This is a genomic window from Paraburkholderia dipogonis (assembly GCF_042680985.1).
Taxonomy (GTDB): domain Bacteria; phylum Pseudomonadota; class Gammaproteobacteria; order Burkholderiales; family Burkholderiaceae; genus Paraburkholderia; species Paraburkholderia phytofirmans.
Map to the genome: position 1 here is coordinate 707,286 of NZ_JBHUFR010000016.1, position 24,415 is coordinate 731,700.

Consider the following 24,415-nt stretch of genomic DNA (forward strand, 5'->3'; position numbering starts at 1 on the left):
GTTCGAGAATCGAAAAAGATCAAAGCAGGAAGCCGATCGCGCTCAACGCTTCGGTCGAATCGATCAGACGGATCACCTTCTGCGCGATGCGCGGCTCGCCGCTTGCAAAACTGATGCGATGCGTGAGGTCCGCGGCAAACAGCGTCGACTTGCCGCGTTTATAGGCGACGATGACCTGCGCCGAATTCACGGTAACCTCGTCGCTGGCGTCGCTCGTGAGCGTGAAGCGCGACACGGTGCGCACGGTGCGCGCAGAGTCAGTGGCCGATGCCGAATAGCCGGACGTCATGCGTTGCACGCGTTTTTCGCGCATGTCCTGATCGTCGTACGCGTAGTTCAGCGTGGCGGCGAAGTCGGTGGTGTCGTGATCGATCGGCACCACGTAGAAGCCCGCCGGGTCCCACAGCGTGAGCCACTCGCGATAGTCCTTGCGGTCCAGCAGCTCGGCTTCGCGCCAGATGAGTTCGATCGCGCCGGCAAAAGTCTTCTGCGAAAACAGCGTGTTTCTGTCGTCCATCATGCTTGCTCCATCATCGTGCGCCATTGCGCGTACGCTTCGCGCATGCCGGTTTCGTCGGTGGCGTGGGCGGTCTTTTCGCCGTTGGGCGCGGTGCTTTCGCGATTCAGGCCACGGTTGACGAGAATCGGCAGATCGGGGCCGGCTTGCGAGCCGCGCTGCACGCGCTCCCACGCTTCGGCGTCGTCCGGACTGCCGAAACCGAACGGACCCTGGAAGTGTTCGTGGATGCGCAGGCGCACGCGGTTCGCTTCCTCGGGGCCGCCGTCCATCGCAAGGGCGACGTGGCGGATCTCGGTCTCGTTCGCGGAAATGGGCCGCAGTACGCGGAAAAACGCCATCGACAGCGCGAGGTTCGGAAACAGATTCAGGTTGAAGCCGACGCCCATCAACGAGCGCACGATGCGGCGCACTTCCTCAGGCGCGTGATCCTTAGCGAGCGAAGCGGCCAGTTCTTCGAAGCGTTCGGGAATCGGCGCGCCGTCGTCTTTGTCCAGATCGACGATTTCCGGCACCAGCACCGCGAGGCTGTGGCCGTTGCCGAGCGAGCGGCAGAAGGCCTGGTCGCTGGTCATGAAGCTCGTGATCGCGGCGGCAGTTTCGTCGTCGATCGATTTCATCCAGGACTTGTGGACCACTGGGAAGTGATACAGGTCGGTGGTGTTCTCGAGCTGGATCTTCCAGTTGCCGTTGAAGCGGAAACGGTGTTCGCCGTTGGCCTTGATCGGATAGCCCGCGCCTTGCTTCATGAACAGATCGATCCACGGCTTGGCGCCGCCGAGGAAATCTTCCAGCGGCTCGATCTCCTGATTGAAGCTCGCGAAGATCAGGCCTTGATAGATACCTACGCGCAGACTGGCGAGCGGCAGTTCGGTTTTGTCGACCACACCTTCATAACCGTCGCCGTACGGCAGCGCGCGCAAGGCGCCGTCGAGGCCGTAAGTCCAGCTGTGATACGGGCACGTGAAGCCTTTCGCGTTGCCCTTGTGCTGTTCGCAGACGGTCGCGCCGCGATGACGGCAACGGTTCTGCAAGACGTTGACCGCGCCGCTCTTGTCGCGCACCACGATCACCGGTTGACGGCCGATCGTGGTGGTGCGGAAGTCGCCCGGATTCGGCAGTTCGCTTTCGTGCGCGACCCAGATCCACGTCTTGTAGAAAATGCGCTCGAGTTCCGCTTCGAAGACGGCCGGGTCGTAGTACAGCGACGGGGCCACGCGGTCGGACTGCGCGCGCTGATACAACGCGCTCGCATCGACGGTCTGATATGAGGATTCGCTCATGGCTTGTGTAATTGGGGGTGGTCGATGAAGCGAAGTCTCGTCGACCCGTTGATATGCGTCAAATTGATCTAAAATGAAATATAAAATCAATCGCATGGATATCTCGATGAACTCACTGGACCACGTCGACCTCAATTTGCTGCGCGTTTTTCAGGCGATCGTCGAGGAGCGCAGCCTGACTCGCGCGGGCGAGCGGCTGGCGCTTTCGCAGCCGGCCATCAGCTATTCGCTGGGGCGTTTGCGCACACTGTTCGACGATCCGCTTTTCATCCGCACGCGCGCCGGCATGCAGCCCACGCCGATCGCGCTGGAACTGTCGACTATCGTGTCCCGCGCGCTCGACACCGTGCGCGAAGCACTGCGTTACGCGGAGCATTTCGACCCGGCGGTGAGCACGCGCACGTTCCGGCTGTCGTTATCGGACGCGGGCGAGCTGGCCTATCTGCCGCCGATTTGCGAGGCTTTGCACCGGCAAGCGCCGCGCGTGAGGCTGCGTATCGAGCCGCTGCCGGTCGAGGAAATGGAAGACGCACTGCGCGCGAGCCGGCTCGATTTCGCCATCGGCAATCTGCCCACGCTGACCGCGCGCACGCGGCATCAGGCGCTGTTCGAAGAGACGTACGTGTGTATGACGAGGAAGCGGCGCGGCTTGCCGCGCACGAAGGAGCTGAGTCTGAAGGCGTTTCTGGATGCGTCGCACGTGCAGATCACATCGGTCGAGCACAGCCACCACGCGCTCGACGACGAATTCCGCACGCAAGGCGTCGGCCGTCATATTGCGCTGGAACTACCGCATTTCGTGGCGTTGCCGAGTGTGCTGGCCGTCACCGATCTGTTCGCCACGCTGCCGCGGCGTCTCGCGCACATTTTCAATCGCGACGGCGGCTTTCAGATCTACGAACTGCCCGTGACCTTGCCGATCGCGGCGGTCACGATGCACTGGCACGAGCATTTCGATCAGGACGAGGGCAACGTGTGGCTGCGCAATCTGATGGCGGATATCGTGAGGCGCTTCGACGAGAAGTGACGAGGCCAGGCTCTCGGCATTTCAGGTCTTCTTGAACAGGTCTCGCGCGATCGAACACAGCAACGTGGTGGTCGGCGATTCGTCCTGCAAGCGGCGGCTCATGATGATCGGCGAAGCGACGCTGGCCGCCGGAATCGGCCGGTACACCACGCCATGCGCGCGCAAACCCTCCACGCTTTCCGGCACGAGACACACGCCTACTTGCGCCGCCACCAGGCCCAACGCGGTCTGCAATTCCCGCACTTCATGAATCGCCTTCGGCTCCAACGCATGATCGTGCATGGCCGATAGCTGCTGGTCGGCATAGCTCGGCCGCGGTGTACTCGGGTAGACGATCAAGGTTTCCTCGGCTAGCGCCGCCAGCGTCAGCGGCTTCTTTTGTCGCGCGAGCGGATGGTCTTGCGGCAACGCGGCAATCATTTTTTCTTCCAGAAGCACCTCGCGCGCGAGTTGGGCGTCGTCGAAACGCAGGCGGCCGAAGCCCACGTCGATGCGACCGCCTTTGAGCGCCGCGAGCTGTTCGATCGTGAACATTTCAATCAGCGACAGCTCGATATGCGGCGCGGCCTCGCGAAACGCGCGGATCACGGCGGGCAGCGCGCCATACAGCGTCGACGGCACGAAGCCGATCACCACGCGCTCGGCCAGTTGCGCGAGGCGCCGCGTGAGCGGGGCGAGTTCGTCTGCTTCGTCGACGAGCCGCTTGGCCTGTGTATAGAAAATCCGGCCGGCTTCGGTGAGCCGCAACGGCCGCGAGCCGCGCTCGAACAGCGCCAACCCGACGCTTTCCTCGATCTGCTGGATCTGGCGGCTGAGCGGCGGCTGCGTCATGTGGAGGCGCTGGGCGGCCCGCGTGATGTTCATTTCTTCGGCGACCGCGATGAAATAGCGGAGTTGGCGAAGTTCCATGCATACCCCTACGGTATGGAAGTAGTCGGAATCGGTGTTGGACTGCTTCGCGGGTTGTTTCTACTATGGGGGCTCCAGGTCAGGCAGTTCAGGAGGGCAACGAATGATAGCAACACCCGTGAAGATCGAGAGTGTGGAGACGATTCTCGTCGACGTACCGACGATCCGTCCGCACCGCCTCTCGGTCGCAACGATGAACTGCCAGACGCTGGTGCTGGTGCGCATCCGTTGCGCCGACGGGTTGACCGGCGTGGGCGAGGGCACCACGATCGGCGGCCTCGCGTACGGCGAGGAAAGCCCGGAAAGTATCAAGGTCAATATCGACACCTATTTCGCGCCGTTGCTCAAAGGCATGGACGCGACGCGTCCGGGCGCCGCGATGGCGAAACTGCGCGAACTGTTTCAAGGCAACCGCTTTGCGAAGTCCGCGCTGGAAACGGCGTTGTTCGATGCGCAGGCACAGCGCCTCGGTGTGCCGTTGTCGGAATTGTTCGGCGGCCGGGTGCGCGATTCCGTGGAGGTGGCGTGGACGCTCGCAAGCGGCGATACGCAACGCGATATCGACGAAGCCGAGCAGGTGTACGAGGCGAAGCGCCATCGCGTGCTCAAGCTGAAGATCGGCACGCGCGCTGTTGCCGACGACGTCGCGCATGTCGTCGCGATCCAGAAAGCGGTGCAAGGACGCGGCGAAGTGCGCGTTGACGTGAACCAGGCATGGAGCGAAGCGGAGGCGATCTGGGCCGCGCGGCGTTTCGCCGATGCGGGCGTGACGCTGATCGAGCAGCCCATCGCCGCGGAGAATCGCGCGGGTCTCAAGCGTCTGACCGACCTCGCGCTGGTGCCGATCATGGCCGACGAAGCGCTGCACGGTCCGGCCGATGCGTTCGCCGTCGCCAGCGCGCGCGCCGCCGATGTGTTCGCCGTAAAGATCGCGCAATCCGGCGGCCTCGTGGGCGCCGCGCACGTGGCGGCCATCGCGTCGGCCGCGAACATCGATCTGTACGGCGGCACGATGCTCGAAGGCGCGGTGGGCACGATTGCTTCCGCGCAACTCTTCAGCACCTTCGGCGAGTTGAAGTGGGGCACGGAACTGTTCGGCCCTTTGCTGCTGACCGAAGAGATTCTCACCGAACCGTTGCGCTACGAGAATTTCGCGCTGCATCTGCCTGAAGGTCCGGGTCTTGGCATCACGCTCGACTGGGACAAGATCGACCGCCTGCGGCGCGATACGCGCAGAGGCGCCAGCGTTACCACTAATTGAAGAAACGAAGCATCGAAGCACTGAAGGCTCATCCGTTAGCCATCCAGAACATCAATCGAAGGAGATACCCCATGAACAAGCAAGCAATCGACGCGCTGCTCAACAAGATCAACAACAGCGCCACCAGCGAAGGCAATCCGCGCACCAAACAGATCGTCAACCGGATCGTGCAGGATCTGTTCTATACGATCGAAGATCTCGACGTGCAGCCCGCCGAATTCTGGACCGCGCTGAATTATCTCGGCGACGCCGGCAAGAGCGGCGAACTCGGTCTGCTGGCCGCGGGCCTGGGTTTCGAGCATTTTCTCGATCTGCGTCTGGATGAAGCGGAGGCGAAGGCCGGCATTGAAGGCGGCACGCCGCGCACGATCGAAGGTCCGTTGTACGTGGCCGGCGCGCCGCTCTCCGACGGACATGCGCGACTTGACGACGGCACCGATCCGGGCCAAACGCTGGTCATGCGCGGCCGTGTGCTCGGCGAAGACGGCAAACCGCTCGCTCATGCGCTCGTCGAAGTGTGGCACGCGAACCATCTGGGCAACTACTCGTACTTCGACAAATCGCAGCCGGCCTTCAATCTGCGCCGCTCGATCCGTACCGACGCCGAAGGCAAATACAGCTTCCGCAGCGTGGTGCCGGTCGGCTATAGCGTGCCGCCGCAAGGCCAGACGCAATTGCTGCTCGATCAACTCGGCCGGCATGGGCATCGTCCGGCGCATATTCACTTCTTCATTTCCGCGCCGGGTTTCCGCAAGCTGACCACGCAGATCAACATCGACGGCGATCCGTATCTGTGGGACGACTTCGCCTTCGCTACGCGCGACGGCCTCGTGCCGGCGGTCAAGCAGGCTGAAGGCGCCGACGGCAAACCGTATGGCGTGGACGGCAATTTCGCGCTGATCGATTTCGACTTCACGCTGTTCAAGGAGCGCGACAACCTGCCGGACGCCGAAGTGGAACGTCTGCGCGCCGAAGCCTGATGCTGCGTTCGCAGGGCTAAAGCCGGGCGTTCAACAGAAAACGCCCTGACGTATCGCACGAATCTGTCAGCCCTGGTTGCGCGGCGCGATTGGCCGGGCCGCCGGGGTTTTTTATTACCGATCAGAGAGGAGAGCAAGCATGCTGTTTCACGTCGAGATGACCGTTCACCTGCCGGCCGATATGGATGCCGAACGCGCAGCGCGCCTGAAGGCCGATGAGAAAGCGATGTCGCAAAGGCTGCAACAGGAGGGCGTGTGGCGGCATCTGTGGCGCATTGCCGGCCGTTACGCGAATATCAGCGTGTTTGACGTAGAGAGCCCCGCGCATCTGCACGACGTGCTGAGCCAGTTGCCGCTGTTTCCGTATATGGATGTCGAAGTGCGCGCGCTGTGCCGGCATGCGTCGTCGATTCGCGACGACGACCGGTAAGGAAAGGCGCATGTGAAAGGTGCTGCGAATGCAGCACCTCGTGGAGTGTTCTAAAGATCCAACACCAGCACGGGCGATGTAGCGCGTGAAATGCAGCAGCAGATCACCTTGCCGCTCGCGCGTTCCGCTTTGCTCAGGCAATGGTCGCGATGCTCGGGCGTGCCGCTCACCACGTCGACCATGCACGTGCCGCATACGCCTTCGCCGCACGACGTATCCACTTCGATGCCGATCGACGCCAGTGCCGCGACGATGGTCGTGTCCTTGTCCACACGCACCGTCGCGCCGCTGCTCGCGATCCGCACGTCGAAGGTATCGAGCGCGGCCGATTCGGCACTGATCGAAGCCGGCTCAGCCGCAAAGCGTTCGAGATGAATCGCCTCGGACGCAAGGCGCGTTTCGCCGATCGTCACGACGCGTTCCATGAAAGGCGCCGGCCCGCAGGTGTAAACGTGCGTGCCTTCGCGCGCGTTCGCGAGACAATCGCCGAGCACCGAGTCGAGTTGCTCGCGCGCGACGCCGAAGTGCAGCTTCACATAATCGCTGAACGGCGCGCGTGAAAGCAGCGGCAAGAACGCTGCGTGCTCCGCGCTGCGCGCGAAATAATGCAACACGAAGCGCTCTTGTTGCTTGAGCAGACGGTACGCCATGCTTAGCAGCGGCGTCACACCGATACCCGCGGCGATCAGCACATGTTCTTCCGCGCCCGGCGCGAGCTGGAACAGATTGCGCGGGGCGCCGATGGTCAATTTGCTGCCGACCGTGACATCGTCATGCAGCGAGCGCGAGCCGCCGCGTGACGTGTCTTCGCGCTTCACGGCGAACAGGTGCGCGTCGCGCTGGTCCGGGTCGCCGCACAACGAATATTGCCGCGTGACGCCGGATGGTCCGGTCACGTCGATGTGAGCGCCGGGTTCGTAATGATCGAACGGTTGCCCGTCCAGTCGCGAGACGCTGAACGAGCGCACGCCATGCGCTTCGTCGCAAACGCTATCGACGCGCACGTTGAAGGTGGTTCTTTCCATGAGCTTGCCGGCAAAAAAAGTGGCGGACGGCGCATGCAGCGAGTCGCATGCGGTTGTGCGTCAAGGATAAGAAACCGTGCTAAATCAGGCAAATCGATTAAAAATATGCAGTTAGATAAACTGCGCTGATAATAGTGCGGCGCAAGCATTCCAGACGGAATGTTCAAATCCCCGCCAGATGCCGCACCAGCGCCTTTTCCGGCCGCGGCATCGCGTTCAGATCGCGCATGCAGATCAGCAACTGGCGCGCCGCCCAGCTATCGGTCAGCTCGATCGTGCGGATGCCGGGCGTGCCGCGATAGCGCTTCGCCGCCGTGGCCGGCACGATACCGACGCCGGCGCCTTGCTCGACCATGCAGCAGATGGCGTCGAACGTCCGCACGTGGGTGCGGAAGCTGAGAGGCTGGCCGGCCAGCAGTGCTCGCTCGCCAAGATAGGCCTGCAACGCGCTGTCCGCGCTCAGCCCGATGAATTCCCGCTCCGCCACTTCCGCGAGCGTCGTGCGGCGCACTGCGGCAAGTGGATCGTCGCGGCTCGTGATCAGCACGAGTTTGTCGATGGCGAAGGGGAAGGTCTGCAGCGCGCCGTGATCGACCGCATCGGAGATGATGCCGATTTCAGCCGCGCCGGTCAGCACCGCCTTGACCGTTTCGCTGCTCTGACGCTCCTTCAAATCGATCTGCACGTTGGGGTAATCGCGCAGAAACAGGCCGATCGCGGAGGGCAGGAACTCGGTGATGGCCGCCGTGTTGGTCCACAACCGTATGCACGCTTTGCGGCCTTCCTGATGCTCGCCCAGTTCGCCCTGCATGCGCTCGATCTGCCCGAGCACGAGCCGCGCGTGATGCGCGAGCGTGTCGCCGGTCGGCGTGGATTCGACACCACGGCGGCCGCGTTCGAGCAGCGGCATGCCGAGCGCGTCTTCCATGCCGCGCAGCCGGGCGCTCGCCGACGGCAGCGACATGTTCGCGCGCGCCGCGCCGTGGGTGATGCTGCCGGTTTCGAGGATATGCAGAAAGAGGCGTAGGTCGATGAGGTCGAAGCGCATGGAAGACGGATCGTGATGGGTGTGAAAGCGGGTGGGATTCAGCGAGGGTCACAGCCTTAGCCCCAGCCTAAGTCACGGTAAGTATCTTACGCATTGTGGCCGCGCTTGCGGCGATTGAAAATTGCCGGCATCACTTCAACAACAAGCTCCCAATGATCTCTTCGTTTGCGATGCGTGCGGGCGTGGTCGCCGCGACTTTCGTGCTTGCCGGCTTCGTCAAGGGGGTGACCGGCATGGGACTGCCGACTGTCGCCATGGGCGTGCTCGGCACGCTGATGCTGCCCGCGCAGGCCGCCGCCATGCTGCTGTTGCCGTCGTTCGTGACGAACGTCTGGCAACTGTTCGCGGGGCCGAGCGTGCGGGCGCTGCTCAAACGTTTGTGGCCGATGATGCTCGGCATCGTCGCCGGCACTGTCGGGGCCGCGTCGTTCATTGCGGGCGGGGGCGGCGAATGGGCCGTGGTCGGACTCGGCGCCGCCTTGACGCTCTACGCCGTGGCGGGTTTGCTGGCATGGCGCTTTTCAGTGCCGGCGCGGCATGAGCGCTGGTTGTCGCCGGCGATCGGCGCGGTGACCGGCCTCGTCGCCGGCGGCACTGGCGTGTTCGTCGTGCCGGCCGTACCGTATCTGCAAGGGCTGGCGTTGAAGAAAGAAGATCTGGTGCAGGCGCTCGGCCTGTCGTTCACGGTGTCGACCATCGCGCTGGCAATCGGGCTCACTAGGGAGCACGCGTTCGCCGCCGGCGATCTGGGCGAATCGCTATTCGCCGTGGTGCCGGCGCTGCTCGGCATGTGGATCGGACAGCACGTGCGCGGACGCATCGGCGCGGACACGTTCAAACGCTGGTTCTTTGTCTGTCTGCTTGGACTGGGTATTCAATTAATGGCACGAGCATTCGTTTAATCAGGCAGTGGTGGAACGAATGTGGAAGGAGCGATATCGTGTGGCACGTTATTCTGGATACACTCGGCGCGCTGGCGGTACTGGCCAGCGTGGCCGCGCAAATCATGTTGCTGCGTAAGTGCTGAATTCACTGCGTGGCAGGCTGCGTCACAGGTTTTGACGGAGCCGTTCCTGATAGAGCGACCCCGCTGCCGGCTCAGAACGGCTTGGTCGGCAGATACTTTCCGTCGAGTGTGATCACGGCACGCTGACCGCCTTCCGGATCGTCGGCCTTCTCGCGCTCGACATCGGCATCGCATTCGACGACACGAACACGCCGGACATCGAAACGCAAAACCTGTTCGTCGAAGCGTTGGCGATGGTGGTCGGCAAGGCGCATCCGCATGCGAGAAACGCCGACGCTTCGAACCGCCTACACTGACATGGGGAAGCACTGTTCGCTCTGATGAGCGTGCTTACCCGTGCTTTCCCATTCGCACTGGCGGTTAACACCGCTGGTCGCATCGAGCCTTCGAGCTATCCGCGTCACCTGTCTTCCGATTGTTCGTCTCAACCGACGTATCTATTCGCCTTCAGCCGCTTTATCCGCGCGGCCGACGTAACTACATTGTCACCAGTGTCAGCGCCAGTGCATTTCCACCGCAGCCCGCGAATCCTCGCGACAGCGTCGGCGCCAATCCCATCTATAGGAATCGATCATGAGCAAGCTCACAGGTAAAGTTGCAGTCGTAACCGGTGCATCGAAAGGTATCGGCGCGGCGATCGCCAAGGCACTGGCTGCGCAAGGCGCTTCAGTGGTGGTGAACTACGCGTCGAGCAAAGCCGGCGCGGACAGCGTGGTCGAGGCGATCACCGCTGCCGGCGGCAAAGCCGTGGCTGTTGCCGGCGACGTGTCCAAAGCCGCGGACGCGCAAGGCATCATCGATACGGCAGTGGAAACGTATGGCCGTCTCGACATTCTCGTCAACAACTCGGGCGTGTATGAATTCGCGCCGATCGAAGAGATCACCGAAGAGCATTTCCATAAGCACTTCAACGTGAACGTGCTGGGTCTGCTGTTGACCACGCAGGCAGCGGTCAAGCATCTCGGCGAAGGCGCGAGCATCGTCAATATCAGTTCGGTGGTGAGCCGCATCACGCCGCCGGGCAGCGCGGTCTATACCGCCACGAAGGGCGCTGTCGACGGCATCACCGGCGTGCTGGCACGTGAGCTTGGCCCGCGCAAGATCCGCGTCAATTCGGTGAACCCGGGCATGGTCGCCACGGAAGGCACGCACACCGGCGGCATCCTTGGCTCCGACTTCGAAACGTGGGCCGTCAGCACGACGCCGCTCGGCCGTATCGGCCAGCCTGACGATATCGCCGATGTGGTCGCCTTCCTCGCTTCCGACGACGCACGCTGGCTGACCGGCGAAAGCCTGATCGCTAGCGGCGGATCGCGCTAAGCGGTTCGGTGTGAAGGGATGTAGCATGGCCGCATAACGCTACGCCACAATCGCAACACCAGAACGAAACGAAAGAAAAGCCGCCCGCAGGCATCGCCTGCCGGGCGGCTTGCCGTTTTATTCAGCCGGAGCAGCGTGAACTGGTTCGTCGTGTAATGCCGCAGCCGGCTTCCCCAACTCCACCGCGAACAACGCGTCCAGCAGATTCGACCCCGGCCGCTCGGCGAGCCGCGTCAGCGATTCGATCATCTGCACCCGGCAGTCCTGTAGTGGAATCATCCTGATCCGCCGCGATTCGTTGAATTCGGCGCGCGCGATGACCCCGACACCCATGCCTTGCGCGACTGCCTCTTCGAGCGCCTCGCGGCCGTCCACGTACATCACCGGTTCCACTTGCAGCGACTCGCGCACCAGTTCGATTTCGAGCAACTGCTGCGTGACGGATTGCGACTCGCGGAAAATCATCGGCTGCTGCACCAGTTCGGCGTAGCTCAGCTTGCGTTTCTTCGCCACCGGATAGCTCGCCGGCACCATCGCCACCAGCGGATCGCGCCGCAGTACGCGCGCCTCCAGGCGGCTGTGCACTTGCGGCGCGGCGGTAATGGCCGCGTCGACGGCGCTGGAGAGCACACGTTGCATGCAGTCCGCGGCGTTGGCGATGGACAGCGTCACGACGATGCCCGGATGCAGCTTGCGAAACGCGCCGATCAGCGCGACCGCCAGGTCGGGCGCGTCCGCGGCCAGCGACAGCGAGCCGGATTCGAGCCCGCCCGCCGATTCGAGCAATTGACGCGCGTCGCGCTCGCAACCAAGCATTTGCCGCGTCACGCTGAAGAGGCGCAGGCCGAGTTCGGTGGTTTCGACGCCGCGCGGCCCGCGTTCGAACAGTTTGACGCCGTAATCCTGTTCCAGCCGCCGCACGTGATCCGACACGGCCGGCTGCGTGAGCGAGAGCGCCTGCGCCGCTTTGGAAAACCCGCCATGTTCCGCGACCGCATGAAACGCCCGCAATTGCGCGTATTGCATGAGTGCCCCGCCAGCCTATAAGTTATTGCGATAAGAGCATCGATTATATCGATTTTACCGATGGCACACGTTTCTGTACTGTGTAAGTCACCAAACCAGCGATATCGGAGATTCCGAACATGGACAGCGTGATCGACCGTTCCCCAGCCGCGAACGCCGCGGGATCTTCCGCCGTAACGTGCGCGGCGCCGGCCAGCGGCGAGCCGTATCTGTTGACACCCGGGCCGCTCACCACGGCGTTCTCGACCAAGGAAGCGATGCTGCGCGACTGGGGTTCGTGGGACGGCGATTTCCGCGCGATGACAGCGCTACTGCGCAGCAGCTTGCTGGAGATTGCCGGCGACACGGCGGGCGAATACGACTGCGTGCCGCTGCAAGGCAGCGGCAGCTATTGCGTCGAAGCGATGCTCGGCAGCCTGATTCCACGTGACGGCCACGCGCTCGTGCTGGCCAACGGCGCGTACGGCAAGCGCATCGCGACCACGCTCGGCTATCTCGGCCGCGCCTTTACGCTGCTCGACAAGGGCGACTACCTGCCGCCGCGCGGCGCTGAAATCGAGCACATGCTGGACGCCGATCCACGCATCACGCACGTGGTCGCCGTGCATTGCGAAACCAGCTCGGGGATTCTGAACCCGCTCGAAGAGATCGCCGCCGCCACCGCGAAGAAGGGTCGCAAGCTGCTGATCGATTCGATGAGCGCCTTCGGCGCGGTGCCGCTCGACGTGCGCGAGATTGCCTGCGAGGCCTTCGTGTCGTCGGCGAATAAATGTATCGAGGGCGTGCCGGGTTTCGGCTTCGTGATCGCCCGCAAGGATGCGTTGCAGGAAGCCAAGGGCCGCAGTCACTCGCTGGCACTCGACGTCCATGATCAATGGGACGTGATGAACCGCACCGGCCAGTGGCGTTTCACGCCGCCCACGCACACGGTCGCCGCGTTTATCGAGGCGCTGCGCTTGCACAAGCTTGAAGGCGGGCAGGCCGGACGTCTCGCGCGCTACGCGAACAATCGCGACGTGCTGGTGGCCGGCATGCACGAACTCGGCTTCGAGCCGCTGCTTAACGCGCGCTGGCGCTCGCCGATCATCGTGACGTTCTTCGCGCCGGCGCATCCGTCGTTCAGCTTCGAGCGCTTCTATGAATTGATGAAGCAGCAGGGTTTCATCATCTATCCGGGCAAATTGACAGTGGTGGACAGCTTCCGGATCGGCTGCATCGGTCAGGTGGACGAGCACGTGATGCGCCGCGTCGTGGCGGCGTGCGGCAACGCGCTCAGGACGATGGGCGTCGAGCACGCCGCTCCGCCGGCGGCCGCGCTCGACGAGCGCAAGAGACTGGCCGACGCGGCCTGAAGCACGCAGCTCGGGCGCACCGCGCGAGCTTGGGAAATTCCTTGGAATCGAAGTAAATGAAACACGTAAAAGCAGTGATTTTCGATTGGGCCGGCACAGTGGTCGATTACGGTTCGTTGGCGCCGATGGGCGCCTTCGTTGAAACCTTCGAACAGTTCGGCGTGTCGATCACGATCGATGAAGCGCGCGGCCCGATGGGCATGGCCAAGCGTCCGCATATCGCGGCGCTGATGGCGTTGCCGCGCGTCGCGCAGGCGTGGGCCGACAAGTACGGCCACGCGGCGGGCGAAGCGGATATCGACGCCGTGTACGACGTGTTCGTGCCGAAGAACATCGCCGTGGCGGCGGGCTACAGCTCGGTGATTCCCGGCGTGGCCGACGTGGCGAGCGCGCTGCGCAGCGACGACATCCGGATCGGCACGACCACCGGCTATACGCGCGAGATCATGGCCGAGATCGTACCGGGCGCGGCCGCGCAGGGGTTCTCGCCGGACAGCATCGTGTGCACCGGCGATACGCCGGAAGGGCGGCCGTCGCCGTACATGATCTACAAGACGCTGCCGGAGCTGGGCGTGTGGCGCGCGAAAGATGCGATCAAGGTGGACGACACCGAAGTCGGCATCGAAGAGGGCATCAACGGCGGCACGTGGGCGGTCGGCGTCGCGGTGAGCGGCAACGCTTTCGGCATGGCTGAGAACGACGTCAAGGCGCTGGCGCCCGATGAATTCGCATGGCGTCGCAAGGCGGCGATCGAGAAGCTGCGGGCTGCGGGCGCGCACTACGTGATCGACAGCGTCGCGGATCTGATGCCGGTGGTGTACGACATCGAGGCGCGGCTGGCGCGAGGCGAGCGGCCTTGATCGGGAGAGAGGCCTAAGACGCCTCTCTCTATAGAATCACTCGAAAAACCCCACCGCCAGATCGATAAACTCGCGGATCTTGCGCGGCACGAACTCCCGGCTCGGATATACGAGCGAGACCGCCACGTCGCCGTTGAGCACGGCGTGGTCCTCGAGAATCCGCATCAGCGTGCCCGCGCGCAATTCGTCGTCGACCATTTCCAGCGGCAGCAGCGCAATGCCCATCGCGCCGAGCGCCGCCTGTTTCTGCATGATCATGCTGTTGACGGTGAACGACGCATCGAGCGCGATGCTGTCTTCGCCGCCTTCGCCGTTATCGAACACCCAGGTCTGCGGACTGGTCTCGAGCGGCGCGGTGATCACGCGATGCCGCGCGAGGTCGGCGGGCGTTTTCGGATGACCGGCCTGCGCGAGGTAGGCCGCCGACGCCACCGGCACCGCGTGCGAGTTGATCAGCCGGCGCACCACCAGCGACTCCGAGCGGATCATGTGCTCGGTCACGATCCCCACGTCGAAACCGCCTTCGAGCAGATCGACGCGTTTCTCCGTCAACGTGACCCGCAGATTCACCCGCGGAAACTTGGCCTGATACTCCGCGAACAGCGGCGTGAGGCGAAATAGCGAAAAGCTGCCCAGCGCCACGATACGCAGATCGCCCGCGACTTCCTTTGAAGCCGTGGTGGCGCGCGATTCGACTTCTTCGAGTTCGGCCATCAGCAGGCGGCAGCCGTCGGCATATTCGGCGCCGGCTTCGGTCAGCACGACCTTGCGCGTGGTGCGCTGGAACAGGCGAATGCCGAGATGCTTTTCGAGGCTCGACACGTGGCGCGTCACCACCGAGGTCGAGACGCCGAGTTGCTCCGCGGCTTGCGCGAAGCTGCCCGCGTCGGCGACCTTGACGAACGCCTGCATGGCCTGAAAGAGATTGATCATGAGAATGCGAAATGCGCGCGGCGAAAGCGTGTGCAATTGTCTGTTGAAAAGGTCGCGCTGCCTGTTTTCTGAGCAAACGCAGGCGGCGCGTGAGCGGCCGGTGAATTGTACTTCCTGGCGCCTTGCGCCGATCCGTGCCGCCACGCGTAGCTTGCGCGCCGACAAGGTTTCGCGGCTGCTCAAGTTTCGCGCGATTGTGCCGTTGACACGAGCTAATCACATTCTGGGACTCAGCCGTGCAACTCGCCTTCAGTAACGACCGTCTGTCCAGCCGCATGCAGTTCGATTCGTCCGCCGCCGGGGAACCCGAGGTGGAGTCGTCGGTGATTGAATGGCTGTTGCACGACGATCAGGTGATGCGCGAATGCTTCACCCACGCGGCGGAAATTCTCAAGAGCGTGACCGGCGCAGCGATCACCGCGATCACGCTGCTCGACGAGGAGTACCAGCATTACCGCGCCGAGGTCGGCATGGCGATGCCGCTCGTCACGCGGGCCCGTTCGCTCGCCGACTATGCGGTGCGCGACGCCGAGCTGTTCGTGATCGAGGACGCGCACGACGACACCCGTTTCGGCGAATGCATGCTGGTGCAGCGGCATCCGTTCGTGCGTTTCTACGCGGCGATCGCGCTGCGCGCGCCCAATGGCGAGATTGTCGGCGCGTTGTGCGCGATGGACCCGGCGCCCGGGCGCCTCGACGCGGGCCAGCGCGGCGTGTTTTATCACCTGCGCGCGATGATCGAAAACGATCTGAAGATGCGCACGGCCACCGCGATCGATCCGCTGACGCAGTTGTACAACCGGCGTTTCCTGCTGGAGAGCATCACGCGGCGCTGGAAAGAGGCGCAGGACGGCGACGTGATGGGATCGGTCGTGGTCGACGTGGACTGGTTCAAGCAATACAACGACACCTACGGCCACCAGGCGGGCGACCAGTGTCTGCGCAAGGTGGCCTCGGTGATGCAGGCCGCGGCCGATGGCGAGCGCATCATCGTCGGGCGCATGGGCGGCGAGGAGTTCGGCCTGCTGGTGCTGCACGCGGAGCACGCGGCGCTCGAAGACACGCTCGACACGCTGCGCCAGGGCGTGGCGGATCTGGCGATCGAACATCGCGCGTCGCCGCTCGGCAGAGTGACGGTGAGCGTGGGCGCGTCGTTGACGCGCATCAGCGAGAGTTCCCGGCCGGCGCATCGCGAGGGTTTTGCGAGCGCGGATCGCGCGCTGTATCGATCGAAACATGGCGGTCGAAACCAGGTGACGATGGCGTAGCGCGCCTGTGCGTTCAGGCAGTCTCGAGCTCCGCGTAGAGCCGGCTCACCCAGTCGGCGAACACGCGGAGTTTGGTGCTGTAACGGCGGCTCGGCGGATAGGCGAGATAGACCTGCAACGGGTCCGGCCGCCAATCCGTGAGAATCGGCACGAGCTCGCCGCGCGCCACGGCCGGCCGCACCATGAAGTCCAGCGTATGAACGATGCCGAGTCCCGCCAGCGCAGTGGCCAGATGCGCATTGCTCTCGCTCACCATCACCGTATTGCGGACCTTGTCGAGCACGATGCGTTCGCCGTCCTTGAGGAAATGCAAGGGCGGCGCGAGTCCGCTGCTCGCTGAAAAATAGCCGGCCACCGCGTGCTTATCATCGACGATCTCGCGCGGAAGCAGCGGCGTGCCATGTTCGGCCAGATACGCCGGGCTCGCACATGTGGTCCAGCGCAGTGTGCCGATGGCCTGCGTCACCAGATTGGGGTCGTCCGCCGTGCTGCGAATCGCGCAGTCGATGTTCTCCGCGATCAGATCGGCGGTCCGGTCCGTCACGCTCAGGCGCACCTGAATGTCCGGGTAACGCGCGCAGAATTCGGGCAGCGCGGGAATCAGAATGCCGCTCGCGGTCGAGCCGCCGCTGTCGACCCGCAGCACGCCGCGCGGGTTCGCGCGGTCGCGGCCCAAGGTCGCCTCGATATCGTCGAGTTCACTCAGCAAATCCCGCGTGCGCTCGTAATACGCCGCGCCGTCCGTCGTGACGCTGACGCTGCGCGTGCTGCGTTCGAGCAGTTTCACGCCCAGATGATCTTCGAGCGACTTGACCCACTTGCTGACGGTTGCGTTCGGCATCTGCAGCGACTGCGCCGCCCGGCCGAAGCCGCCGGTTTCCACCACACGCGCAAAGATGCGAATGGCCTGCAAATGATCCATGCAAACTCCATTTCATGGTGATTATCCACATAGGTGGATAAAGAAGTCACAGAATACCTATTTATCTCTATGCGTGCATGAAATAAGCTTCTCTCCAAGGTCAAGCGACCCCCACACACTTAGGAGCAGATCATGAACACGTCCACACTTGAAAACGTCAATTCCCGCAAACACGCCGGCAAGATCGTGCTGGTGACGGGCGGCAGCAGCGGCATCGGCCTCGCCGCGGCAACGCGCTTCGCCCAGGAAGGCGCGACCGTCTTCATCACCGGCCGGCGTCAGGCCGAGCTCGACGAAGCAGTGGAGCGCATCGGCCACGGCGCAATCGGGATTCGCGCTGACATCTCGTCAGCCGAAGATCTCGACCGCATGTTCACCACCGTGCAGGCCGCCCACGACCGGCTCGACATTCTGTTCGCGAATGCGGGCGGGGGCGAGTTTTCACCGCTCGGCGCGATCACCGAGGCGCAGTTCGACAAGTACTTCGGCATCAACGTGAAAGGCACGCTGTTCACGGTGCAGAAAGCCTTGCCGTTGATGCGTCCGGGCAGTGCGATCGTCATGACGGGCTCGATCGCCGCAAGCAAGGGCATGCCGGCCTTCGGCGTGTATGCGGCGACCAAGGCCGCGCTGCGCTCGTTTGCGCGTACATGGGCGACCGATCTGAAGGGCCGCGGAATTCGCGTCAACGTGGTGGCGCCGGGCGTGGTGGTGACGCCGGCCTACAAATCCGAACTGGGAATGAACGACGAGCAGATCGCCGCCTTCGCCCAGCAGACCAGCGAAACGACGCCGCTTGGCCGCGTGGGCGAACCGGACGAGATCGCCAAGGCCGTCTCGTTCCTCGCCTCGGACGACGCGAGCTACATCACGGGGATCGAAATGGCTGTCGACGGTGGCATGGCGCAGGTGTAGCACTACCAGGCAAGCGTCGAGTCTTAATGTAAAAGACCGGTTTTTTCCGGTCTTTTTTGCATGTGAAGAGTCAAAGGCCACGGCGTATTCAGCAAAACATTCCGATGTTCACCGAGTTAATGGATTGCGTTTCTCAAGCGTGCGTCTGCGTGAGATTTGATCCGTTACGCATAAGGTTCTCTTAAGCTTGAACTGTTCAGATAGAAGGAGACGGTTGCGTCGGGCCAGAGCATGAGAACACTTCGCCTCGCCAGCGGAAGAGAGTCGCTGGTTGCACGCGCAACGAAAAAACAACCGAGAAAAACAACGATGCGTAACGGACGAAAATCCGCTCGAGAGACAGAGAAAGCGCTTTGCAGATCCACCTACATGATGGAGTTGGCGCGCGGCAGTTCATACATTGCCAGCACGTTGACGCCGGCGACGCAACAGGCCGCCATCGCTGAAGTCCTGAACGAATTTGGTGAACAGCACGGCGCCGACGCGCTGCTCATCTTCCGCGATCTGCTCGCGGAGAGTCTCAAGGACCGGCAGCGCAGGCTTGCGGCGGAGGCGGTGCTGAATTTCAAGCTGCCCTAGCCGCGCCAGCCTCAACTCGCGATCAGCTTCAGTCCCGCCGGCAGCGACTCGCCGAATACTCGGCCTTCGTCGGCGTTATCGAGTTCGACGCTCTCGCTCACCATGGTGATCCACGCGCGCGGCGCGTTGGCCGCTTCGAGGCGGCGCACTACCGCAAGACGCAAGTCGTCGGGCAAGTCGCGCGAACGGTCGCCGGTCATGCGGGCGATCTGTACGGCGGCGAATGCGGCGGGATCGACCTTCTTCCAGTCGAGCGCGAGGATCGCGTTGAGCCATGCGCCGGCAATCTCCGGCGGCACGATGCTATGCACACTGCCATAGAACGGCCGCCGCGCGCCGATACGGCCGACCGCCCACCAGCTTTGATGATTCTCGGCGGGTTTTTTAAGGCGCGTCAGCACCGACTCGCCGAGCTCGATCTTGCGCTCCACGGGAATCCGTTCGAGCGATGCGCTCAAGCGAACCATGTCGGTGAAGCCGGTCTTCGCCACGTCGAACGGCAGCTTGTGACGCGCAAGCGCCGCGCCTTGCAGATAGGCCATCGCGTCGAGCACGCGCAGCTGCGCGCTCTCGTCGAGGCCGCCGGCGGCGCGGCGCCAGAGCGTCCACCATTCCGACCAGACCTGGCTTTCGTTGACGTACTGGATGCCGTCGTCGAACAGCGACCAGAGTTGTTCGACGCGCCATTCGTCGAGCGGATAGCCGAAGCCGGGCCGCACGCAATAGCCGGCCAGGTTCAGCCAGAGGCGCTCGTGATCCGCCGAGCGGCGCCGGCGGCGCGCGCGTTCCCACAGCGCGCCGAACAGTTCGCGCAGCAACGCGCTGTTCCAGCTTTCGCGCGGGCCCAGCAGTTGTTCGAGTTGCGAGCGCAAGCGTTTGACTTCTTTCGGATCGACTTTCTGCGCGCGCGAGCCAAAGCAGCGGTCGATGTGGTCGATCGCCTGATCGAGCGCCGGATGACGGGCCTGCGCGGCATCGTCGGCGAGATTCACTTGCGCGTGTTCGCGGCGCAACTGGAATTCGAGCAGCCAGCGCTGCGTGGGATCGTCCAGTTCGATGCAGTGGACCTCGAGCGTGCCCACTTCGGTGAGCGAGGTCGCGATCTGCACCGCGGTTTCACGCGCGCTCTTCGCGCCGCGTGGCTGCACGATGGTCGCGATCGGCGGCAGGCGGACGAAATCGCCGCCGGCGAGATCGATCAGTTCGCCGGGTCGATACACCGTATCCGCGCTCGACGAGACAAGGTGAAACCGCACCGGATGCCCGAGCCGCAGCGCGAAGGTGCGATCCGCGATCAGAATCTCGTGGCCTTCTTCCGTGCCGCGCGGCAGCAGGCAGATGCCGCGTTGCACGGGTTCGGCATCGGGCTTGCCGTCGCCGGTTTCGTCGAGCACGAGGAAATAGCTGCGTGGCGAGCCGCCGCCGATTTTCGGCGCGTTGCCCGCGCGCGCGAGCGAGTAGGCGACCGCGCCGCGCGCCACGGCCACGTCGGGATTGTCGTTGTGCAGCACGTTGAGCGCTGCGCCGCGCCATGTGCCCAAGGTGCTGGCCAGACGTTGCGTGAGCGCTTCGGCACGGAACACGCCGCCGTTCAGCAGAAGCGTGTCGGGCACGGGCAACGCTGCTTCGTCCGGTGAACCGGATGGCTCGACGATGCCCAGCGCCTTGCGTGACTGCGCCGCGAAGCGGCTCAGAAACGCCGCGATATGGCGCGTGACCGCGGCATCGGTCGCATAGGGCAGGCCGAATTCGACGATCGCGCCGCGCGGCCGGCCAGGCCGTTCATGCGACGCCACCGCCGGAAAGAAACCATCGACGATGATCCGCTCGACCTCGTCGCGCGTGACTTGCGCCGTGCGCGCGCCACCTATCAGCTTCGAGCCCGCGCCCAGCAGCGTGATCGACGTGGAGTCGGGCGCCTTCGCGCCGAGCAGTTGTTCCTTGGCGTTGCGGCAACGCTCGACCAGTTGCGACAGGCTCGCCGCCGACAGGCGCGCGCGCTCGCCCGGCTGGTTCGAGCCGCCCGGCAGCCGCGCTTCCACCAGATGCGCGAGCGCCAGATCCATGTTGTCGCCGCCCAGCATCAGATGATTGCCCACGCCGATGCGCGTGAGTTGCGGCTCGCCGTCGCGCAGGCCGACTTCGATCAGCGTGAGGTCGGTAGTGCCGCCGCCCACGTCGCAGATGAGCACGAGACGCGTGTCCGCGAGTTCGCTCGCCAGCCGCTCGCGATGATGAAACAGCCAGTCGTAGAAGGCCGCTTGCGGTTCTTCCAGCAGCTTCAGCGTATGCAGGCCGGCCATGCGGGCGGCTTGCACGGTCAGCGCTCGGGCGCCTTCGTCGAACGATGCCGGGACCGTCAGCACCACGTCCTGGCGTTCGAGCGGCGCGTCTGGAAACCGCTGATTCCAGGCCGCGCGCACGTGCGCCAGATAGCTCGCGCTGGCTTCGACCGGCGAGACTTTGCGGACGTCGTCGGCGGCGCCCCACGGCAGGATCGGCGCGGTGCGATCCACCGACGCATGCGAGAGCCAGCTCTTCGCGCTCGACACCAGCCGGCCCGGCACCTGAGCGCCCAGCACGCGCGCGAGCCGGCCGATCACGACCGGCGGCGTGTCCTGCTGCGTGTCCTGCGGTGCATCCTTGCGCGCGCCGTTCCGAGCGGCGCCGGACCACGGCAATTGCAGATCGCCGGGGTTCAGCTCGCCTTGCGCGGCCTGATAGCGCACCGAGGGCAGAAGCGGCCGCGCGGCCACTTCGCCGGGGCTCACCAGCTGCTCGATCTCGAAGACGTGGATAAGCGGCGACCCACCCGGCGATCCCGCCTCCGCATAGGCGAGCACCGTGTTGCTGGTGCCGAGATCGATACCGACGCTGTACCGCTTCATCTCAGTCATGCATTCGCGTTGCCGCGCACGTCGAACTCGACCTTCCAGCGCTCGTCGGTGCCGCTCGGCACGGCTTCCAGTTCGAGCGTGCCCGCTTCGGTGACGCGCGCGTGCAGCTTCACCGGCACGACTTCACCGGCGTTGCGGCCGGAGGCGGGCAAGGTCGCCTGAATCTCCTCGAGTTCCTGCAATTCCTCGGGGCCCCAGAAGTCGAGCAGCGTGCCGACCTGATCCTGACGGCGCACCGACGAGCCGAAGAAGCGGAAGTGCACCGGCTCGCCCACCACCAGCCCGAATTCCTGCGCGGGCAGTTCGGCCTCGGTGCCTTCCTCCATGCCGAAGGGCGCAACGCACAGCGCCTGGATCGGCGGTTCGAGACCGGGCACGGCGGGCATCGCCGATTCGATCGCGATGTAGTACGCGCGCGCCGTGCCGCCGCGAATCCGCACGCCGCGGCCGCGTCGCACGTAGCCGTAATAGGCGGCGCCGCGCGCCACCGCGAGATCGAGATCGGCACCTTCGAGCAGCCGCGCCGGCGCCGCGCCTTCCGCTGCGAGCCAGTTGTTCAGCGTGCCCATGATGCGTTCGACCAGCAGCGGCGACTTGAACACGCCGCCGTTGAACAGCACCGCCGTGGGATGCAGGAAGCTCGCGTTCCCGGCAGCCGCGATGCCGCTCGTCCCCGCCAGTTCAGCGAGCGCGCCGACTTGACGGCCGAGGAACGCGGCGAGATGACGCGTGATGCCGGCGTCCTGCGCATACGGCAGACCGAGTTGCGTCAGACCGGCACGCGCGCGGCTTACCGGACGCGCGGCGCTGTCCACCTGCGGGAAGAAGCCTTCGAGAATCGTCTGGGTCAATTCGGCGCGCGTGAGCTCGGTGCGGATCGAGCCGCCGATCAGCTTCGAGCCGCGGCTCGGCACGACGAGCGGCACGGTATCGGTGGCCGGATCGCTGAGCAGCGTTTCCTTGGCCGAGCGGCACGCGTAGGTGAGGGCGCGTAACTGCCACGCGTCGGCCTGGGTGCCTGCCGCGGCCAGCTTGCGCGCGACCACGTGCGCGAGCGCGAGGTCCATGTTGTCGCCGCCGAGCAGAATGTGTTCGCCGACCGCGACGCGATGCAGTTCGAGATTGCCTTCGCGCTCGATCACGGCGATCAGCGAGAGGTCGGTCGTGCCGCCGCCCACATCGACCACGAGGATGATGTCGCCGATCTTGACCTGCTTGCGCCAGTCGCCGCCGCTCTTCTGGATCCAGCTATACAGCGCCGCCTGCGGTTCTTCGAGCAGCGTCATGCGGCCGAAGCCGGCGGCCTCGGCGGCTTCGGCGGTCAGTTCGCGCGCGGCCGGATCGAACGATGCGGGGATCGTCACCGTGATGTCCTGCTCGCCGAACGGCGCGTCGGGATGCGCATGGTCCCAGGCTTCGCGCAAGTGCGTCAGATAACGCACCGAGCTTTCGAGCGGCGAGACGCGCGCGACTTCGGGCGGAGCGTCGTTGGGCAGAATCGCCGCGCGCCGGTCGACGCCCGGATGGCACAGCCAGCTCTTCGCGCTCGACACGAGCCGGATCGGCGTGGCCGCGCCGCGGCTGCGGGCGAATTCGCCGACCGCGAATTCGCGCTGGCCGGTCCACGGCAGATAGAGGTCGCCCGAGGCGAGTTCGTCCGGGTGCGGCAGATAGAGGAAGGAGGGCAGCAGATCGAGGTTGTCGATCGCGCCGGGGCCCGTGAGTTGCGCGATCGGCAGCACGCCTTGCGAGGTCTTTTCGCCGTCGCTGGCGCTGGTGTCCACATAGGACAGCGCGCAATGCGTGGTGCCCAGATCGATGCCGATGGCGTAGCGTGATTGGCGTGCGTCGCTCATAGCTCCACCTCGGCCGGGGCGATCACTTTCGCGTTGTGGCTGTCCGCGAGCTTCGGCAGACGCACTTCGTCGACGCGCCAGCCGCGATGGCTGATGCTGCCGTTGAACGGCGCCTTACCGACCACATTGCCGGTCAGGCGAATCGAGGCCGCGTCGAAACCTTCTGCCAGCGTGACGCGGCTGCCCTCGGCTTCGTCGCGCACCGGGCGGATCGTGAAGTGCTCGCGCAACGTCGCGCGGCAACCGTCGTGCACGAGGCGCGCGGCCGCGCCGATATCGGCGTCGCTATAGCTCTTGATGTCTTCCTCGACGAAGTCGATGAAGCGCGCGTCGCGTTGCAGCAGGCCGAGCAGTTGCAAGGCGGCGTCGGGGCTTGCTTCCTTCAGTACGGGCGCGGGTTGCGGCGCGGGTGCCGGCGCCGGCGTGGGAGCCGGGGCGGGCGCGGCGCTGGCGGCGACGCCGCCGTTACGCAGGCGCAGGACCCCGGCGGCGAATTGGCCATCGCCGAGGATGCGGAAGAACGTGCCCACGGCCAGGGAAATCCTGCCGAGGAAGGATGGGTTCGAATCGGTCATAAATGCTCCTGAGGTGCTCTGTTAGAGGACGAGCTGTCCTGGCTGCGCCGCACGCGGCCGGCCGCCGGAGCCCCGTTGGGCTTGAGCGGACGGTTGTAGTGCGAGTTTGCGAAGGCCGTCGGCATGCGTGCCGCCGGCGTCTGATTTACCGGGATGCGCGGCGCGGCTCGCGCGCGCAAAACCCGTATTTTGCCTTGTGGCGAGCCCGAAGCGGGCAAAGGCGGCCATTCTAGCGGGCAATGCGGCGAGATTGGCGGCTTGCTGGCGGCATGTTGGCGGCTTGTCACGGGCGCGTGGTGAGCATTTCCGCGCGGCTCGTTCACGCGATGTTCACGCCTCGCTCACGCATTCTGCGCGCGGAGTTCGGCGACGACCTGGCCGATGAGCGCACGCCATCTCGGCTTG

Annotated in this window: 22 protein-coding genes and 1 pseudogene; 11 read left to right on the plus strand and 12 right to left on the minus strand. The window is 64.5% G+C overall.

Annotated features, from left to right (window positions below; all coding sequences use genetic code 11):
* Nucleotides 1–19: 19 nt before the first annotated feature.
* Both ACFSNN_RS23350 and ACFSNN_RS23355 read right to left on the minus strand, forming a co-directional pair.
* On the minus strand, nucleotides 20–520 hold the full coding sequence (locus ACFSNN_RS23350; protein ID WP_134455939.1) for an aromatic-ring-hydroxylating dioxygenase subunit beta: 501 nt from the start codon (nucleotides 518–520) through the stop codon (nucleotides 20–22).
* Nucleotides 517–1,800 carry an aromatic ring-hydroxylating oxygenase subunit alpha gene (locus ACFSNN_RS23355; protein ID WP_134455940.1) on the minus strand — a complete coding sequence of 428 codons (1,284 nt, stop codon included), beginning with the start codon at nucleotides 1,798–1,800 and terminating at the stop codon, nucleotides 517–519. The genes ACFSNN_RS23350 and ACFSNN_RS23355 overlap by 4 nt, the downstream gene beginning before the upstream one ends.
* 106 nt (nucleotides 1,801–1,906) lie before the next feature.
* Here ACFSNN_RS23355 and ACFSNN_RS23360 point away from each other — a divergent pair, with 106 nt between their 5' ends.
* Nucleotides 1,907–2,827 carry a LysR family transcriptional regulator gene (locus tag ACFSNN_RS23360; RefSeq protein ID WP_134455941.1) on the plus strand — a complete coding sequence of 307 codons (921 nt, stop codon included), beginning with the start codon at nucleotides 1,907–1,909 and terminating at the stop codon, nucleotides 2,825–2,827.
* Between the two features lie 21 nt (nucleotides 2,828–2,848).
* Here ACFSNN_RS23360 and ACFSNN_RS23365 read toward each other — a convergent pair whose 3' ends face one another.
* Complete coding sequence (locus ACFSNN_RS23365; protein WP_134455942.1) at nucleotides 2,849–3,736, minus strand: LysR family transcriptional regulator; 888 nt, start codon at nucleotides 3,734–3,736, stop codon at nucleotides 2,849–2,851.
* A 103-nt stretch (nucleotides 3,737–3,839) separates the two neighbouring features.
* Here ACFSNN_RS23365 and ACFSNN_RS23370 point away from each other — a divergent pair, with 103 nt between their 5' ends.
* The 3 genes from ACFSNN_RS23370 (at nucleotide 3,840) to catC (ending at nucleotide 6,407) form a co-directional block, all read left to right on the plus strand.
* The gene (locus ACFSNN_RS23370; RefSeq protein ID WP_134455943.1) at nucleotides 3,840–4,997 is read left to right on the plus strand and encodes a muconate/chloromuconate family cycloisomerase; all 1,158 of its coding nucleotides are present in this window, start codon (nucleotides 3,840–3,842) and stop codon (nucleotides 4,995–4,997) included.
* Nucleotides 4,998–5,068: 71 nt separating this feature from the next.
* Nucleotides 5,069–5,977 (plus strand): catechol 1,2-dioxygenase, encoded by a 909-nt coding sequence (gene catA / locus ACFSNN_RS23375; RefSeq protein ID WP_134455944.1) that lies wholly within the window; start codon nucleotides 5,069–5,071, stop codon nucleotides 5,975–5,977.
* Nucleotides 5,978–6,116: 139 nt separating this feature from the next.
* Nucleotides 6,117–6,407, plus strand: a complete 291-nt coding sequence (gene catC, locus ACFSNN_RS23380; protein ID WP_012433151.1) for a muconolactone Delta-isomerase — start codon at nucleotides 6,117–6,119, stop codon at nucleotides 6,405–6,407.
* A gap of 50 nt (nucleotides 6,408–6,457) precedes the next feature.
* On the opposite strand, the gene ACFSNN_RS23385 is transcribed toward catC, so the two are convergent.
* Both ACFSNN_RS23385 and ACFSNN_RS23390 read right to left on the minus strand, forming a co-directional pair.
* Nucleotides 6,458–7,432 (minus strand): PDR/VanB family oxidoreductase, encoded by a 975-nt coding sequence (locus ACFSNN_RS23385; RefSeq protein ID WP_134455945.1) that lies wholly within the window; start codon nucleotides 7,430–7,432, stop codon nucleotides 6,458–6,460.
* A 163-nt stretch (nucleotides 7,433–7,595) separates the two neighbouring features.
* Nucleotides 7,596–8,480: a LysR family transcriptional regulator gene (locus ACFSNN_RS23390; protein ID WP_134455946.1), complete on the minus strand. Its 885-nt coding sequence runs from the start codon at nucleotides 8,478–8,480 to the stop codon at nucleotides 7,596–7,598.
* Nucleotides 8,481–8,632: 152 nt separating this feature from the next.
* Between ACFSNN_RS23390 and ACFSNN_RS23395 the strand changes: the two genes are divergently transcribed.
* Complete coding sequence (locus ACFSNN_RS23395; RefSeq protein WP_244322728.1) at nucleotides 8,633–9,382, plus strand: sulfite exporter TauE/SafE family protein; 750 nt, start codon at nucleotides 8,633–8,635, stop codon at nucleotides 9,380–9,382.
* 196 nt (nucleotides 9,383–9,578) lie between these two features.
* Here the strand turns inward: ACFSNN_RS23395 and ACFSNN_RS23400 are convergent.
* A pseudogene (locus tag ACFSNN_RS23400) lies at nucleotides 9,579–9,659 on the minus strand (cyanase); the annotation flags it as partial.
* A 421-nt stretch (nucleotides 9,660–10,080) separates the two neighbouring features.
* Here ACFSNN_RS23400 and ACFSNN_RS23405 point away from each other — a divergent pair.
* Nucleotides 10,081–10,827 carry a glucose 1-dehydrogenase gene (locus ACFSNN_RS23405; protein ID WP_134455947.1) on the plus strand — a complete coding sequence of 249 codons (747 nt, stop codon included), beginning with the start codon at nucleotides 10,081–10,083 and terminating at the stop codon, nucleotides 10,825–10,827.
* Between the two features lie 117 nt (nucleotides 10,828–10,944).
* On the opposite strand, the gene ACFSNN_RS23410 is transcribed toward ACFSNN_RS23405, so the two are convergent.
* Nucleotides 10,945–11,853 carry a LysR substrate-binding domain-containing protein gene (locus ACFSNN_RS23410; RefSeq protein ID WP_134455948.1) on the minus strand — a complete coding sequence of 303 codons (909 nt, stop codon included), beginning with the start codon at nucleotides 11,851–11,853 and terminating at the stop codon, nucleotides 10,945–10,947.
* A 119-nt stretch (nucleotides 11,854–11,972) separates the two neighbouring features.
* Here ACFSNN_RS23410 and ACFSNN_RS23415 point away from each other — a divergent pair, with 119 nt between their 5' ends.
* Both ACFSNN_RS23415 and phnX read left to right on the plus strand, forming a co-directional pair.
* Nucleotides 11,973–13,205, plus strand: coding sequence for a 2-aminoethylphosphonate--pyruvate transaminase (locus ACFSNN_RS23415; protein ID WP_166799217.1), 1,233 nt, complete (start codon nucleotides 11,973–11,975; stop codon nucleotides 13,203–13,205).
* A 56-nt stretch (nucleotides 13,206–13,261) separates the two neighbouring features.
* Nucleotides 13,262–14,065, plus strand: a complete 804-nt coding sequence (gene phnX, locus ACFSNN_RS23420; protein ID WP_134455949.1) for a phosphonoacetaldehyde hydrolase — start codon at nucleotides 13,262–13,264, stop codon at nucleotides 14,063–14,065.
* Between the two features lie 36 nt (nucleotides 14,066–14,101).
* Here the strand turns inward: phnX and ACFSNN_RS23425 are convergent, their stop codons facing one another.
* A complete protein-coding gene (locus tag ACFSNN_RS23425) occupies nucleotides 14,102–14,998 on the minus strand; it encodes a LysR family transcriptional regulator (RefSeq protein ID WP_134455950.1) in 897 nt (298 codons plus the stop codon).
* Nucleotides 14,999–15,234: 236 nt separating this feature from the next.
* Between ACFSNN_RS23425 and ACFSNN_RS23430 the strand changes: the two genes are divergently transcribed.
* Nucleotides 15,235–16,266, plus strand: a complete 1,032-nt coding sequence (locus tag ACFSNN_RS23430; RefSeq protein ID WP_244322729.1) for a sensor domain-containing diguanylate cyclase — start codon at nucleotides 15,235–15,237, stop codon at nucleotides 16,264–16,266.
* Between the two features lie 13 nt (nucleotides 16,267–16,279).
* Here the strand turns inward: ACFSNN_RS23430 and ACFSNN_RS23435 are convergent, their stop codons facing one another.
* A complete protein-coding gene (locus ACFSNN_RS23435; protein WP_134455951.1) occupies nucleotides 16,280–17,188 on the minus strand; it encodes a LysR family transcriptional regulator in 909 nt (302 codons plus the stop codon).
* 132 nt (nucleotides 17,189–17,320) lie between these two features.
* On the opposite strand from ACFSNN_RS23435, the gene ACFSNN_RS23440 reads away from it, so the two are divergent.
* Complete coding sequence (locus ACFSNN_RS23440) at nucleotides 17,321–18,103, plus strand: glucose 1-dehydrogenase (RefSeq protein WP_134455952.1); 783 nt, start codon at nucleotides 17,321–17,323, stop codon at nucleotides 18,101–18,103.
* 369 nt (nucleotides 18,104–18,472) lie between these two features.
* Nucleotides 18,473–18,682, plus strand: coding sequence for a hypothetical protein (locus ACFSNN_RS23445; protein WP_134455953.1), 210 nt, complete (start codon nucleotides 18,473–18,475; stop codon nucleotides 18,680–18,682).
* Between the two features lie 11 nt (nucleotides 18,683–18,693).
* Here ACFSNN_RS23445 and ACFSNN_RS23450 read toward each other — a convergent pair whose 3' ends face one another.
* Genes ACFSNN_RS23450 through ACFSNN_RS23460 form a run of 3 tightly spaced genes read right to left on the minus strand, consistent with a single transcriptional unit; the run spans nucleotide 18,694 to nucleotide 24,010 of the window.
* Nucleotides 18,694–21,579 (minus strand): Hsp70 family protein, encoded by a 2,886-nt coding sequence (locus ACFSNN_RS23450; RefSeq protein WP_208949459.1) that lies wholly within the window; start codon nucleotides 21,577–21,579, stop codon nucleotides 18,694–18,696.
* The gene (locus ACFSNN_RS23455) at nucleotides 21,576–23,435 is read right to left on the minus strand and encodes an Hsp70 family protein (protein WP_134455954.1); all 1,860 of its coding nucleotides are present in this window, start codon (nucleotides 23,433–23,435) and stop codon (nucleotides 21,576–21,578) included. Before ACFSNN_RS23455 ends, ACFSNN_RS23450 begins: the two co-directional genes overlap by 4 nt.
* Entirely contained in the window at nucleotides 23,432–24,010 is a 579-nt protein-coding gene (locus ACFSNN_RS23460; RefSeq protein ID WP_134455955.1) for a DUF2760 domain-containing protein, read from the minus strand. Before ACFSNN_RS23460 ends, ACFSNN_RS23455 begins: the two co-directional genes overlap by 4 nt.
* Nucleotides 24,011–24,415: the final 405 nt, after the last annotated feature.

Coding starts and splice junctions, on each gene's coding strand:
- ACFSNN_RS23370 (WP_134455943.1), top strand. CDS start 3,840: ATGATAGCAACACCCGTGAAGATCGAGAGTGTGGAGACGATTCTCGTC.
- ACFSNN_RS23435 (WP_134455951.1), bottom strand. CDS start 17,188: ATGGATCATTTGCAGGCCATTCGCATCTTTGCGCGTGTGGTGGAAACC.
- ACFSNN_RS23355 (WP_134455940.1), bottom strand. CDS start 1,800: ATGAGCGAATCCTCATATCAGACCGTCGATGCGAGCGCGTTGTATCAG.
- ACFSNN_RS23395 (WP_244322728.1), top strand. CDS start 8,633: ATGATCTCTTCGTTTGCGATGCGTGCGGGCGTGGTCGCCGCGACTTTC.
- ACFSNN_RS23450 (WP_208949459.1), bottom strand. CDS start 21,579: ATGACTGAGATGAAGCGGTACAGCGTCGGTATCGATCTCGGCACCAGC.
- ACFSNN_RS23350 (WP_134455939.1), bottom strand. CDS start 520: ATGATGGACGACAGAAACACGCTGTTTTCGCAGAAGACTTTTGCCGGC.
- ACFSNN_RS23415 (WP_166799217.1), top strand. CDS start 11,973: ATGGACAGCGTGATCGACCGTTCCCCAGCCGCGAACGCCGCGGGATCT.
- ACFSNN_RS23460 (WP_134455955.1), bottom strand. CDS start 24,010: ATGACCGATTCGAACCCATCCTTCCTCGGCAGGATTTCCCTGGCCGTG.
- ACFSNN_RS23365 (WP_134455942.1), bottom strand. CDS start 3,736: ATGGAACTTCGCCAACTCCGCTATTTCATCGCGGTCGCCGAAGAAATG.
- ACFSNN_RS23445 (WP_134455953.1), top strand. CDS start 18,473: ATGATGGAGTTGGCGCGCGGCAGTTCATACATTGCCAGCACGTTGACG.
- ACFSNN_RS23440 (WP_134455952.1), top strand. CDS start 17,321: ATGAACACGTCCACACTTGAAAACGTCAATTCCCGCAAACACGCCGGC.
- ACFSNN_RS23385 (WP_134455945.1), bottom strand. CDS start 7,432: ATGGAAAGAACCACCTTCAACGTGCGCGTCGATAGCGTTTGCGACGAA.
- ACFSNN_RS23360 (WP_134455941.1), top strand. CDS start 1,907: ATGAACTCACTGGACCACGTCGACCTCAATTTGCTGCGCGTTTTTCAG.
- catC (WP_012433151.1), top strand. CDS start 6,117: ATGCTGTTTCACGTCGAGATGACCGTTCACCTGCCGGCCGATATGGAT.
- ACFSNN_RS23410 (WP_134455948.1), bottom strand. CDS start 11,853: ATGCAATACGCGCAATTGCGGGCGTTTCATGCGGTCGCGGAACATGGC.
- ACFSNN_RS23425 (WP_134455950.1), bottom strand. CDS start 14,998: ATGATCAATCTCTTTCAGGCCATGCAGGCGTTCGTCAAGGTCGCCGAC.
- ACFSNN_RS23390 (WP_134455946.1), bottom strand. CDS start 8,480: ATGCGCTTCGACCTCATCGACCTACGCCTCTTTCTGCATATCCTCGAA.
- ACFSNN_RS23405 (WP_134455947.1), top strand. CDS start 10,081: ATGAGCAAGCTCACAGGTAAAGTTGCAGTCGTAACCGGTGCATCGAAA.
- catA (WP_134455944.1), top strand. CDS start 5,069: ATGAACAAGCAAGCAATCGACGCGCTGCTCAACAAGATCAACAACAGC.
- phnX (WP_134455949.1), top strand. CDS start 13,262: ATGAAACACGTAAAAGCAGTGATTTTCGATTGGGCCGGCACAGTGGTC.
- ACFSNN_RS23455 (WP_134455954.1), bottom strand. CDS start 23,435: ATGAGCGACGCACGCCAATCACGCTACGCCATCGGCATCGATCTGGGC.